Below are 12,443 nucleotides of genomic sequence, written 5' to 3'. Positions count from 1 at the left end.
AAGGGGACGGAGGGGTTACAGGATCTCCAGCACCGTTTCCGGTGGGCGGCACAGCCGCGTGCCTTTGGCCGTGCGTACGACGGGGCGGTTGATCAGGCGCGGGTGTTCGGCCATGGCTGCCAGCAGCGTGGCCTCGTCCGCATCTTCCAGGCCCAGTTCGGTGAACTGGGCTTCCTTGCTGCGCACCAGCGCCTGCGCGTCCAGCCCGGATTCGGCCAGCACCTGGCGCAGCGCGGCCAGGTCGGGTGGGTTGCCCAGGTACTCGATCACCACCGGATCGAAGCCCGCATCGCGGATCAGCTTCAGTGCGCCTCGCGAGTTGCTGCAGGCCGGGTTGTGCCAGATCGTCACGTCCATCAGAACCACTCCAGCAGCGACACGCCCACGCCCACATAGGTGGCCTTGTGGTTGTAGTCGATCAGGCTCTCGCCATAGCCGTCGAAGACCTGCACATGGCCACGCAGCAGGTTGCTGATCGGGAAGCCGTAGTCCAGTTGCAGTGCACCGTGGGAGCGGCTGCCGGTGCGCAGCGAATGGCGCGCCATCAGCGAGACCTCATGCCCATTGCGGTTCCAGATCAGGGTCGCGTCACCACGGCCCATGTAATCCTCGATGTCCGGATTGTTGTCTTCGCTGCGGCTTTCGGGGATGCGGTACCACGGGCGCAGGACAAGCGCCCAGTTCTCGCGGTCCAGGCCGATGTTGAGCATGACCCGGTTCCAGCTACGCGAGAGCGGATCGGCCCGTCCATTGGACTGATGGTTGAGGCTGATGCCGGTCATGCGCCCGCGCCAGCCACCGATCGAGTAGCCGTTGCGGAACACCATCATCACTTCCGGCTCGTAATTGGTTTCGCGGAACGGGCGCGAATCCTCGCTGTTGTAGGCCTGCCAGCGCGAGCTCTGGGTATAACCGGCCCAGATGTCGCCGTTGTCGCCGAACAGGTTCTCGGCGATCTTGGTCTTGAAGCTGATCTGGAACTTCAGCTCTGCACTGTCCAGCACCTGCGGCGTGGTGACCGTGTTGGCCGGGTTCGGCGAATGCGGCGTGGTGTTGCGGTCGCTGGTCCAGAACGCGGGCAGCAGGTACACCGGCTTGTAGGCGCGCAGCTGGAACGGCCCCAGCTTGGAGTCCTCGGCCAGCTCCCAGCGGCTGTCCAGCAGCGAACCGCGGCCGGCGTTGGCCAGCGCGCTGTCCGGCGTCGCCGGGCGGAACAGGTCGCTGACCCGCTCGCGCAGTTTTTCCTCGCCCTGGCTCACGCGCGCGGTCTGTCGCTCTTCGCGGCGGGCCTGCGCCGCCGCTTCGGCAGCGGCATCGGCGGCGGCGGTAGCCTCCGGGGTGCGCCCGAACAAGCGGTCATAGCAGGCCAGGCGGGCTGCGTCGGTGGTGATCGCCGCGCAGGCGGCCGGCGATGTGTCGGCGCTGGGCGCGAACTCCTGCGCAGCCAGCGGTGCACTGGCCAGGGCAAGCGCCAGCGGCGCCAGGCGGGGAAACAGCGTGGGGAGGGTCATTGCAGCAGGCCCTTCGGTGGGTACGGGAATCGCACAGTGTGGCGGCTGTACCGGGTCGCGGCCAGCCCCATGGTTTATGCACGGCCACAGCGTGCGCGTGGTGTGAAGGCCCGGTAGCTCAGAAGAACCAGGCGAACGCGAACAGGCCCAGCATCGCGATCACCACCGCCAGTTTCAGTGCCAGGCCCAGCAGGATGCCGAGCCAGGTGGCCAGGCCGACCTTGGTCGAGCGGCCGAGTTCGCGGGTATGCCAGTACTCACCGAGCAGCGCGCCGATCAGTGGTCCCGCAAACAGGCCGATGGGCATGAAGAACAGGCCGACGATGCTGCCGGCAAAGGTGCCCCACAGGGCCTTGCGGCTGGCGCCGACGCGCTGCGCTCCGACCACGGTCGCCAGCACGTCGGCCAGCAGTGAAAGCAGGGTCAGTACGCCAAGTGCGACGAGGGTGGGCCAGCCGACATGGGCGAAGCCGTCGGCCCAGGCGGCCAGCAGCAGTCCGATGAACACCAGCGGGATGCCCGGAAGGGCCGGCAGGACGATGCCGGCGATGCCGATCAGGACAAAAATGACCGCTAGCAGATATAAGATGAATGAGAGGCCCATGCTGTCCCGTATGGTGTCCGTTTTGGGGTTGACAGTGAAAGATTTTGCCAGTTGCTTTTTCGTTTTGGGCGGGTTAAGTTGCAGTCGCTGAGCTTGGCAAGGTCACCGTGGATCGTGGCCTGATGAAGCAAGATCTTCCCGATCCGCTGCATCGATGCACCTCGCTTCCCCCTTGCTTGTCAGCCGCCCAAACAGGCGTATCCAACACAAGAGAGAGTCAAAGGGAGTTAGTGAGATGGCTGATCGCGAGAACGGTACCGTGAAGTGGTTCAACGATGCGAAGGGCTTCGGCTTCATCAGCCGTGCCAATGGCGAGGATGTGTTCGTTCACTTCCGTGCCATCGAGACCCAGGGCTTCAAGAGCCTCAAGGAAGGCCAGTCTGTCAGCTTTGAAGTCGTGCAGGGCCAGAAGGGCCTGCAGGCTGACAAGGTGCAGCCGGTGTAATACCCGCCGCCCGACGGCACGAAAAAGGCCCGCGCAAGCGGGCCTTTTTCTTTGCCGTTGGCCCGGTGCAGGTCAGCGCAGGATGACCTTGCCGTTGACTACGCGCACGTAGGTGTTCTCGCGGATACCGCCGAGATCGCGCTGGTTGACCACGATGGTGCGGCCATCATCCATGCGCACGCTGATGTCGTAGGTATCGCTGGTGACATTCTTCTGGATCTGGTTGCCAGCCAGGGCGCCACCGACCGCGCCCGCAGCGGCGGCGATGTTCTTGTTGCCACGGCTGCCACCGGTGTGGTCGGAGATTTCATGGCCGGCCACGGCACCGACGATGCCGCCGAGGATCGCGCCGGTTGCGCTGGGCGCGGTGCGGCCCGAGGGCACGGTATTGATGCGGGTGACGATGCCGCAGTCGGCGCAGCGGCCCTGGTTGTACCCGCCATTGTTGCCGTAGCCGCCGTTGTTGTAGCCGTTGTTGTAACCGCCGCCACCGTAACCGGGCGAGGTGGCACAGCCGGCCAGCGCGAGGGTAGTGATGGCGCTGGCGGCGATGAGCTGGATCTTCATGGGGCGTCTCCTGGCCGTGAAGGCGGGTGTGTTGGGTGGTACTGCGTCATGCAGCAGGGTGGAGGAATCCTCTCCTTTCGAACGTGAACAACGCGCCAACCGTGCGCGCGGTGCCCGGCTGCAGGATGAATGCGCCCTCAGCGGAAATCCTGGTGGCAGGCGCGGCAGTCCGCCTGCAGTGTTTCCCCCACCTGGGCCAGGGCCTTGCAGTCGCCTGGCGGTGAGGCCAGTGCCGCGTTGAGGTTGCCGCGCAGCTGGCTGGCGTGCTGCTGGAACCGTGCACTGTCCTTCAGCCCCGGAAAGGCCTGGTCCAGGTCGTTGGACAGCAGGCGCAGCGCCTGCAGCCGCGGCACGCTGTCGGCCAGGCTGCAGCGGTTCTGCTGCTGCGCCTGCAGCAGCAGTTGCGACTGCCGCTGCATCACCTGCATCAGGCTGGCCGGGAACGGGTCGCGACGCGCCTGCAGGGCGCGACCGACCATCACGGTGGCGATCAAACCGATCAACAGGCCCAGGCACAGTACGAACAGGTAGCGCTGGGCGGTGGACAGGCGGCGGGGCGGGCTGTCGTTCATGCGGGCTCTCCGGGCGTGCAACGGTGGGTTCGATGCAGGCGCACTGCAGGTGCCGGCACCTGCACGTTAAAATAGCCCGATGAACGAACAGGTCAAACAACGCTTCGCCGGCATCGAACGGCTGTATGGCGTGGGTGCACTCGAGCGCCTGCAGGGCAGCCGCGTGGCGGTGGTTGGCATGGGCGGCGTCGGCTCGTGGGTGGTGGAGGCGCTGGCCCGTTCGGCCGTCGGTCACCTGACCCTGATCGATGCCGACGATATCTGCGTGTCCAACACCAACCGGCAGCTGCCGGCGCTGGAAGGCAACTACGGCCGCAACAAGTCCGAAGCGATGGCCGAGCGCTGCCGTGCGATCAACCCGGACATCGAGGTCGACGCCGTGCAGGCGTTCCTGACCGTGTCCAACATGGCCGAGCTGCTGGACCGCGGATTCGATCTGGTGATCGATGCGTGCGACAGCTTCCGGGTCAAGGTCGAGACGATCGCCTGGTGCCGCCGCCGCAAGCTGCCGCTGCTGACCGTTGGCGCCGCCGGTGGCCGTACCGACCCGACCCTGGTGCGTATCCGCGATGTCTCGCGCACCGAGCACGACGCCATGCTGGCGCTGATCCGCAAGAAGCTGCGCAGCGAATTCAACTTCCCGAAGAATGCCAAGCGCTATTTCGGCGTGCCAGCGGTGTATTCGCTGGAGAATGTGAAGTACCCGCAGGCCGATGGCAGCGTCTGCGGCATCCGTCCGAACCTGGGCGCTGATGCGGCGTTGAAGCTGGACTGTGGCGCCGGCCTGGGCGCGGCAACCCACATTACCGGCGCGTTCGCCTTCGCGGCGGTCGGCAAGGCGCTGGAGATGCTGCTGGAGCCGAAGAAGGTCAAGGCGGAAGTGGTCGAGGATCACGCCGACGCGTGACGGTAGTGCCGGCCGCTGGCCGGCAACTTCGGAATGATTGAATCAGTGCAGATGCCGGCCAGAGGCCGGCACTACCGTTGAATGGCGGGCAAGTTGAACAACCGCCGCGCATTCTCCGTCGTCGCATGTGCCACCGCGTCCAGCTCCATCCCGCGCAGCGCGGCCACGTGCCGGGCAATGGTCGCCAGACGTTCCGGTTCGTTGCGTTGGCCGCGGATGCCGGCGTCGGGCTGGTCGGGGGCGTCGGTCTCCAGCAGCAGTTGTTCCAGCGGCATCTCGCGCACCAGCCGCTGCAGGCGCTGCGCGCGTTCGTAGGTCAACGGGCCGCCGAGCCCGAGCAGGAAGCCCTGCCGGTGCAGTTGCGCTGCCTGTTCCGGACTGCCGGAAAAGCTGTGCACCACACCGCGCAGGCCGCCGACGCGACGGATCGCGGCAATCACCGCATCCACTGCGCGCCGTGCATGCACGATCACCGGCAGCTCGAATTCACGGGCCAGCTCCAGCTGACCGATGAAATATGCCTGTTGCGCCTCGGCATCCAGGCCTTCAACGAAGAAGTCCAGACCACATTCGCCGATCGCGCAGGGGCGTTCGCGTTCGATCCATTCGCGCAGCAGCGGCAGGTGCCCAGGCTGGTGCTCGGCCAGGAACATCGGATGCAGGCCGTAGGCCGGATACAGCCCCGGGGCCTGCTGGCAGACCTCGCGCAGCTTCGGCCAGCTGGCCGCGGTCACTGCCGGCACCACCTGCAGGCGCACGCCGGCCGCCTGCGCACGCTCGACCACGGCAGCGCGGTCACGGTCGAACTCGCTGGCGTCAAGGTGGCAGTGGCTGTCGACCAGCACGCTCAACGCTGTTCCAGCGGTGGCGGCGTTGGGGCGTTGCGGCTCTTCCAGTTGGCCAGCAGCAGCGTACCGAAGCCCAGCACCAGCTCATCGACGAACGGGATCGGGTCCGGGATGAACAGCGTCAGCACGAACAGGCCGGCGGTAAGCTTGAACAGGGTCGGGTAGCGCAGCCGGCGGGCCCATTGCAGTAGCGGCAGCAGCATCGGGTTGGCCATGGCGGGAATCCTGGTGGGGAACATGCAAACGCTACCACGGGCCCAGCATTTCCCGATGCTGAATGGGTTACAGGGATGAGCAGGAAATGTGGAGATTCCGTTCAGGCGGCGCATGCTGCAATCTGGCTCGAGAACGTTGCGGATGGTCCGCAAGGAGCAGGTCATGAAAAGCACAACTACAACTGTCCTGGTCGCAGCGGGCGCGCTGCTGGTCGGTGGCATCGCCACCGCCGCCTTCATGAAGAGTGGCGACAAGTCGCCCGATTCCATCAGCGCCGCAACCCCCAACGGCGAGTCGCGCCTGGTCGATGGCAGCGCCACCGACGATGGCGCGCGTGGTGACCAGCTCGACCCGTCCGCGCCGCGTGGGCTGGAGTATGCCGATGTGCTGAAGGTCGATCCGATCACTGAAAAGCAGAAGGCGTATGCCACCGTGATCGGCACCGATGCGGTGCGTGAGACCTCCACCACCCAGACCCCGCATGAGGTCTGCCAGGACGTGACGGTCCAGGAGCGCCTGCCGGAACGTGACGGCAACGTCGGCGGCACCGTGGTCGGTGCTGTGGTCGGTGGCCTGCTCGGCAACCAGGTCGGCGGCGGCAACGGCAAGAAGGCTGCGACCGCAGCCGGTGCAGTGGCCGGCGGTTTCATCGGCAACCAGGTCGACAAGCGCCATGTGGGTGGCCGCGTGGTCAACCGCACCGAGCGCCAGTGCCACACCGAGACCGCGACCTCCCAGTCGAGCCGCGTCACCGGCTACAACGTGACCTACCGCAACGAAGACGGCACCACCGGCACCATGCGCATGGCCAGCAAGCCGGGTAACCGCATCGCCATGGGTACCAATGATGTGGTGAAGGGGTACAACGTGACCTATCGCTATGACGGCGCCGAGAAGACCGTGCGCATGGACAACAAGCCGGCCAGCGATCGCCTGCCGGTGGTCGATGGCCAGCTGGTCACGCAGACCGCTGCCGCCGGTGGCACCGCCGCGGCCACGCGCCAGTAATCCAGGCGCTGCACGCAACACCCGACGGGCCGGCCCATGCCGGCCCGTTTCGTTGCAGCCGGCGATGTTCATCCGCGCAGGGAGGCAATCCTTCATCATGGACGCCCCCTCGACATGGAGTCGGCATGAGCATCTTCGACCTGCGCATCGAAACCGAGCGGCTGATCCTGCGCCCGCTGCTGCGTGAGGACTATGAACCGTATCTGGCCTTCTGCGCCGACGAGGACGCGATGCGTACCCTGGGTGGCGTACAGCCGCCGTCGGTGGCCTGGCGTGGTTTCTGCAGCCTGGCCGGCGCCTGGCAGCTGTTCGGCTTCTCGATGTTCAGCGTGATCGAGAAATCCAGCGGCGACTGGATCGGGCGGACGGGACCGTGGCAGCCGCAGGACTGGCCGGGTACCGAGGTCGGTTGGGGCATCCGCCACGCCAGCTGGGGCAGGGGCTATGCGCCGGAGGCGGCGGTTGCAGCGATCGACTGGGCCTTCGACACGCTGGGCTGGGAGGAGGTGATCCACACCATCGCCGAGAACAACGACAACTCGCGGGCGGTCGCGCGCAAGCTGGGCAGCACCCTGCTGCGCATGGGGGAGTTGCCAGCGCCGTACAACGACAAGCCCATGCAGATCTGGGGCCAGTCGCGCGAGCAGTGGCGGCAGCGCGCGCGCTGAGCGTTGCCCGGTAGTGCCGGCCAGCGGCCGGCACTGCCGCGTCGCCATGTTGCACCCGCGCTTGGCATTCACCGGCGTGCTTGCCAGACTGCACCCAGCCGGCCGCTGGCCGGATCCGATGGAGCAGGCCATGGTGGAAGAGCGCGTCCCGTTGACGGTGCACGGCATGTCGGTGTCAGGCAATTGCCACAAGGTCCGTCTGCTGCTGGAGCAGCTCGGCAGCCGCTACCGCTGGGTGGAAGTGGACAGTGCCCATGGCCAGACCCACACCCCCGAGTTCCTCGCGCTCAATCCGAATGCCAAGGTGCCGTTGATCGTCCGCGACGATGGCCGCGTGCTGACCGAATCCAATGCGATCCTGTTCTGGCTGGCCGAAGGCACCCCCTACCTGCCCACCGATGGCTGGGAGCGCGCGCAGGCGTTGAGCTGGATGTTCTTCGAGCAGTACACGCACGAGCCGTGCGTGGCGGTGGCGCGCTTCATCCGTGGCTGGACGCCGCCTGAGTCGGCGCGCCGTGCCGAACTGCCACGCCTGCATGAACGTGCTGCTACTGCACTGGCGGTGATGGAGCAGCACCTGCGCCAGGCGCCGTGGTTCACCGGAAGTGGGTACGGCATCGCCGACATCGCGCTGTTCGCCTACACCGATGTGGCAGGCGAAGGCGGTATCAGCCTGCAGCCGTTCCCCGAGGTGCGTGCCTGGCTGCAACGCGTGCGTGGGCAACCGCGCTTCCTGCCGATGCCGGCGGTAACCGCCGAGGTGCGGGCACGCTTCGAGGCCGCGTGACGCTCACCAGGGTGACCCCCGCAGGGCAGCGCCTGGCCAGCGCCGGGCGGAATGCAACAACGACACGGAGGGTGTTCGATGTTCGCTGTGGTTCCAGATCCGATTCCCGCGCGCATGCGCGTGCTCAACCGCGCCGACGTGTGCGACGCCAATTTCCTCGACGCGGTGCGAGGCTGGCGCGGTGCGCCGCATCCGCGCCCGGCACCGGATGCGCCGATCCTGCCCGGCAGCACGCTCACTGCCGCAGCGTTCGGCGAGCTGTTCGATTCGCAGCTGGCCAGCCGCCAGCTGGACCTGATGGCGCGCGTGCTGCGCGTGCAGAACAAGGTCTTCTACACCATCGGTTCCTCCGGCCACGAAGGCAACGCGCTGTTGGCGCGGGCCTGCCGGCATACGGATCCAGCGTTCCTGCACTACCGCTCCGGTGCCTTCATGGCCGAGCGTTCGCGCCAGGTGCCGGGGATCGATCCGCTGCGCGATGCCGCGCTGTCCTTCGCTGCCAGCGCCGATGACCCGGCCAGCGGCGGGCGCCACAAGGTGTGGGGCAGCAAACCGCTGTGGGTACTGCCGCAGACCTCGACCATTGCGTCGCATCTGCCGAAAGCGCTGGGCACTGCGCTGGCCATTGAAAGTGGCAAGCGACTGGGCCATGAACTGCCGATTCCGGCCGACAGCATCGTGCTGTGCTCGTTCGGCGATGCTTCGGCCAACCATGCCACCGCGCAGACTGCGTTCAACACCGCGATGTGGTCTGCTTACCAGAAGCTGCCGGCACCTGTCCTTTTCGTCTGCGAGGACAATGGCCTTGGCATCTCGGTGAAAACGCCTGAAGGCTGGATCGCCGAGCGCTTCAGTCGCCAGCCCGGGCTGGACTATTTCCATGCCGATGGCCTCGACCTGGCCACGGGCCATGCCCAGGTGCAGGCGGCGGTGGAGCACTGCCGGCGCACGCGGCGGCCGACCTTCCTGCACCTGCGCACCACGCGCCTGATGGGGCACGCCGGCACCGACTTCGAGGTGGAATGGCGCGCGTTGCCGGAGTTGTGCGCGGCGGAGGCGCAGGATCCGCTGCTGCGCTCGGCACAGATCGCGATGGAATCGGGCTGGATGGATGCGGCAGCCATCGAGGTGGCCTACGAGACGATGCGCGCGCGCTGCATGGCGGCAGCGGCCGAGGCCGAAGGCAGTCGGAAGCTGCAGTCGTTGCAGGAAGTGATGGCACCGCTGGCACCGTACACGCCGGCAGCGGTGCAGGCCGAAGCGCGGCGCGAGGTGACCGCCGGGACGCGTGAAGCGCTGTACGGCGGTGCGCAGGCACTGCCCGAGCGGCAGGCGCCACGCCACCTCGCGATCCAGATCAACCATGGCCTGCAGGAACTGCTGGCGAAGTATCCGCAGAGCCTGCTGTTCGGTGAGGACGTCGCGCAGAAGGGCGGTGTCTACACCGTCACCAAGGACCTGCTGCGTCGCTTCGGCCCACGCCGGGTGTTCAACACGCTGCTGGACGAGACCATGATCCTGGGCATGGCGCAGGGCCTGGCCAACCTGGGCATGCTGCCGGTTCCGGAGATCCAGTACCTAGCGTACCTGCACAACGCCATCGACCAGGTGCGCGGCGAAGCGTGTTCGCTGCAGTTCTTCTCCAATGACCAGTACCGCAACCCGATGCTGGTACGGGTGGCCGGGCTGGGTTACCAGAAAGGCTTTGGTGGGCACTTCCACAACGACAACTCGATCACCGCGCTGCGCGACATTCCCGGACTGGTGGTGGGCTGCCCGTCGCGCGGCGACGATGCGGTGATGATGCTGCGCACGCTGGCCGCACTGGCGCGGGTGGATGGCCGTGTGGCGGTGTTCCTGGAGCCGATCGCGCTGTACATGAGCAAGGACCTGCATGAAGCGGGGGATGGCCAATGGCTGTTCGACTACCCCGCACAGGGCCAGGCGCTGGTGCCGGGCGAGGGCCGGGTCTATGCGCCGGAGGCCGGGGACCTGGTGATCTATACCTATGGCAACGGCGTGCCAATGGCATTGCGCGCATCACGGGCAATCGAGCAGCAGCTGGGCTGGCAGGTACGGGTGGTCGACCTGCGCTGGCTGGTACCGCTGGACGCCGGCTTCATTGCCGCCCAGGCTGCCAGTGCACAGCGGGTGCTGGTGCTGGACGAGGGGCGCCACAGTGGCGGGGTGGGGGAGGGCGTGGTCACGGCGCTGGTCGAGGCCGGGTTCGGCCACCTGCCGTTGCGCCGGGTCTGTGGTGCCGATACCTACACCCCACTGGCGGGGGCAGCAATGTTCGGGCTTCCAAGCGACAATGGGGTGATTGGCGCCGCCCTCGACCTGGCGCAGGAACCCTGATGCATGTGTGGATTGGCGGGAATGTTGTTGCCGGCGCCGCTGGCGTCGGGCGAGGCGCTGCAGGCGCAGGCCCTGGCGATGGGCCTGGCGCTGCACCATCGCGGGCCGGATGACGGCGGCAGCTGGGTCGATGCCGAGGCGGGCATCGCGCTGGCGCATCGCCGCCTGAGCATCCTCGACCTGTCCCCGCTGGGCCACCAGCCGATGGCCTCGGCCGATGGCCGCTACGTGATGGCCTACAACGGCGAGGTCTACAACTTCGCCGCCCTGCGTGAGGCACTGGAGCCGCTGGGGCATGCCTTCCGCGGCCATTCCGACACTGAAGTGCTGCTGGCGGCAATCCTGCAATGGGGTGTGGAAGACACCCTGCAGCGCTGCAACGGCATGTTCGCCATCGCGCTGTGGGACCGTCAGGAGCGTTGCCTGTGGCTGGCCCGCGACCGCGTTGGCAAGAAGCCGCTGTACTACGGCTGGGCCGGTGACACGCTGGTGTTCGGTTCGGAACTGAAGGCGCTCTGGCAGCACCCGTCGTTCGACAACGACATCGATCGCGATGCGCTCACATTGCTGCTGCGGCTTGACTACATCCCGGCGCCGCACAGCATCCACCAGCGCTGCTACAAGCTGATGCCCGGCCGCGTGCTGCGCCTGGATGCAGCGATGGTCGCCGCCGGTGCATCCGCACATCGCCCGGAACAGGCACAACGCCCGTACTGGGATGCGCGTGCACGCATGCAGGCGGCGCTGGCCGCTCCGTTCCAGGGCCGTATCGAGGAGGCCGAGGAACAGCTGGACACGCTGCTGCGCGACGCGGTGGCGCTGCGCATGGTGGCCGACGTGCCGGTCGGTGTGTTCCTGTCCGGCGGCACCGACTCATCGCTGGTGGCGGCGCTGATGCAGGCGCAGAGCGGGCAGCCGGTGCACAGTTTCAGCATCGGGTTCACCGACTCGGGGCATGACGAAGCACCACTGGCCAAGGAGCTGGCGACTCACCTGGGCTGTGATCACACCGAGCTGTACGTCAGCGGCGCCGACGCGTTGGCGGTGGTGCCGCAGTTGCCGGCGATGTTCGATGAGCCTTTTGCCGATGCTTCGCAGGTGCCGACCGCACTGGTGGCCCGGCTGGCGCGGCAGGGGGTGACCGTGGCGTTGTCCGGCGACGGCGGCGATGAGCTGTTCTTTGGCTACACCCGGTATGTACGCGCGCTGCGCAACTGGCAGATGCTCGGCCGCGTGCCTGGGCCGTTGCGGCGTTGGATGGGCGCGCGCTCGCAGCAGCAGGGCGAGGCCTCGCGGACCGGTGGCCTGGCGGCGCTGCTGGCGGAAACCGGCGCACGTGGCATCGGCGACGTCTACCGCAACCGCATCTCGCGCTGGCGCGACCCGGCCGCGGCGGTGCCCGGCGCGCAGGCCGCCGGCAGCTTCTACGATCTGGCTGATCCGCTGCACGGCGCGGGTACGCCGGCCGACGCGATGATGCTGGCCGATTTCGTGACCTACCTGCCGGACGACCTGTTGTGCAAGGTCGACCGGACCTCGATGGCGGTCAGCCTGGAGGCGCGCGCGCCGCTGCTGGACTGGCGCGTGGCCGAGTTCGCGTGGTCGTTGCCGTTGGGCTTCAAGCGCAGCGAGACCACCAGCAAAGTGCTGCTCAAGCGCGTGCTTGGCCGTTACGTGCCGCATTCGATGGTGCACCGGCCCAAGCGCGGCTTCGGCGCACCGGTCAGTGACTGGCTGAAGGGCGACCTGCGCCCCTGGGCCGAGGACCTGCTGCAGCCGGCGCGGCTGGAGCGTGAGGGCGTGCTGTCGGCGGCCGCGGTGCAGCCGTTGTGGCAGCAGTTCCTGGGAGGGCAGCGCAAGTGGCATACCCATCTGTGGAACGTGCTGATGTTCCAGGCCTGGCAGGCGCATTGGCGCCAGGTGCGCGCGGGCGTTGCCGGCGGCTGATTTTC

The 12,443-nt window shown here is 67.3% G+C and carries 14 protein-coding genes; 7 read left to right on the top strand and 7 right to left on the bottom strand.

Annotated features, from left to right (window positions below; genetic code table 11):
- Positions 1-15: 15 nt before the first annotated feature.
- The 3 genes from arsC to B9Y82_RS11560 all read right to left on the bottom strand — a co-directional run bounded on the left by arsC (position 16) and on the right by B9Y82_RS11560 (position 2,115).
- Positions 16-357, bottom strand: a complete 342-nt coding sequence (gene arsC, locus B9Y82_RS11570) for an arsenate reductase (glutaredoxin) (RefSeq protein WP_100473339.1) — start codon at positions 355-357, stop codon at positions 16-18.
- On the bottom strand, positions 357-1,511 hold the full coding sequence (locus tag B9Y82_RS11565) for a phospholipase A (protein WP_100473338.1): 1,155 nt from the start codon (positions 1,509-1,511) through the stop codon (positions 357-359). The genes arsC and B9Y82_RS11565 overlap by 1 nt, the downstream gene beginning before the upstream one ends.
- A 118-nt stretch (positions 1,512-1,629) precedes the next feature.
- A complete protein-coding gene (locus B9Y82_RS11560) occupies positions 1,630-2,115 on the bottom strand; it encodes a DUF456 domain-containing protein (RefSeq protein ID WP_100473337.1) in 486 nt (161 codons plus the stop codon).
- 235 nt (positions 2,116-2,350) lie between these two features.
- On the opposite strand from B9Y82_RS11560, the gene B9Y82_RS11555 reads away from it, so the two are divergent.
- Positions 2,351-2,560 (top strand): cold-shock protein, encoded by a 210-nt coding sequence (locus tag B9Y82_RS11555; RefSeq protein ID WP_100473336.1) that lies wholly within the window; start codon positions 2,351-2,353, stop codon positions 2,558-2,560.
- Between the two features lie 72 nt (positions 2,561-2,632).
- Here the strand turns inward: B9Y82_RS11555 and B9Y82_RS11550 are convergent, their stop codons facing one another.
- Positions 2,633-3,127 (bottom strand): glycine zipper 2TM domain-containing protein, encoded by a 495-nt coding sequence (locus B9Y82_RS11550; RefSeq protein WP_100473335.1) that lies wholly within the window; start codon positions 3,125-3,127, stop codon positions 2,633-2,635.
- 137 nt (positions 3,128-3,264) lie between these two features.
- Complete coding sequence (locus tag B9Y82_RS11545; RefSeq protein WP_100473334.1) at positions 3,265-3,699, bottom strand: cytochrome c; 435 nt, start codon at positions 3,697-3,699, stop codon at positions 3,265-3,267.
- Between the two features lie 79 nt (positions 3,700-3,778).
- Between B9Y82_RS11545 and B9Y82_RS11540 the strand changes: the two genes are divergently transcribed.
- A complete protein-coding gene (locus B9Y82_RS11540) occupies positions 3,779-4,606 on the top strand; it encodes a tRNA threonylcarbamoyladenosine dehydratase (RefSeq protein WP_100473333.1) in 828 nt (275 codons plus the stop codon).
- Positions 4,607-4,677: 71 nt separating this feature from the next.
- Here B9Y82_RS11540 and B9Y82_RS11535 read toward each other — a convergent pair whose 3' ends face one another.
- Positions 4,678-5,457: a TatD family hydrolase gene (locus B9Y82_RS11535; protein WP_100473332.1), complete on the bottom strand. Its 780-nt coding sequence runs from the start codon at positions 5,455-5,457 to the stop codon at positions 4,678-4,680.
- Positions 5,454-5,669, bottom strand: coding sequence for a DUF6116 family protein (locus tag B9Y82_RS11530; protein ID WP_100473331.1), 216 nt, complete (start codon positions 5,667-5,669; stop codon positions 5,454-5,456). The genes B9Y82_RS11535 and B9Y82_RS11530 overlap by 4 nt, the downstream gene beginning before the upstream one ends.
- 163 nt (positions 5,670-5,832) lie before the next feature.
- Here B9Y82_RS11530 and B9Y82_RS11525 point away from each other — a divergent pair, with 163 nt between their 5' ends.
- From B9Y82_RS11525 to asnB, 5 genes are all read left to right on the top strand, one after another.
- A complete protein-coding gene (locus B9Y82_RS11525; RefSeq protein WP_100475219.1) occupies positions 5,833-6,678 on the top strand; it encodes a glycine zipper 2TM domain-containing protein in 846 nt (281 codons plus the stop codon).
- A gap of 125 nt (positions 6,679-6,803) precedes the next feature.
- The gene (locus tag B9Y82_RS11520) at positions 6,804-7,346 is read left to right on the top strand and encodes a GNAT family N-acetyltransferase (protein WP_100473330.1); all 543 of its coding nucleotides are present in this window, start codon (positions 6,804-6,806) and stop codon (positions 7,344-7,346) included.
- Between the two features lie 130 nt (positions 7,347-7,476).
- The gene (locus B9Y82_RS11515; protein WP_100475218.1) at positions 7,477-8,133 is read left to right on the top strand and encodes a glutathione S-transferase family protein; all 657 of its coding nucleotides are present in this window, start codon (positions 7,477-7,479) and stop codon (positions 8,131-8,133) included.
- A gap of 78 nt (positions 8,134-8,211) precedes the next feature.
- Positions 8,212-10,491 carry a thiamine pyrophosphate-dependent enzyme gene (locus B9Y82_RS11510; protein ID WP_100473329.1) on the top strand — a complete coding sequence of 760 codons (2,280 nt, stop codon included), beginning with the start codon at positions 8,212-8,214 and terminating at the stop codon, positions 10,489-10,491.
- 3 nt (positions 10,492-10,494) lie between these two features.
- Entirely contained in the window at positions 10,495-12,438 is a 1,944-nt protein-coding gene (gene asnB, locus B9Y82_RS11505) for an asparagine synthase (glutamine-hydrolyzing) (RefSeq protein ID WP_100473328.1), read from the top strand.
- Positions 12,439-12,443 lie beyond the last annotated feature (5 nt).

This window comes from Stenotrophomonas maltophilia (assembly GCF_002799155.1).
Lineage (GTDB): Bacteria > Pseudomonadota > Gammaproteobacteria > Xanthomonadales > Xanthomonadaceae > Stenotrophomonas > Stenotrophomonas maltophilia_R.
This window is presented reverse-complemented; position numbering and strand designations above follow the sequence as displayed.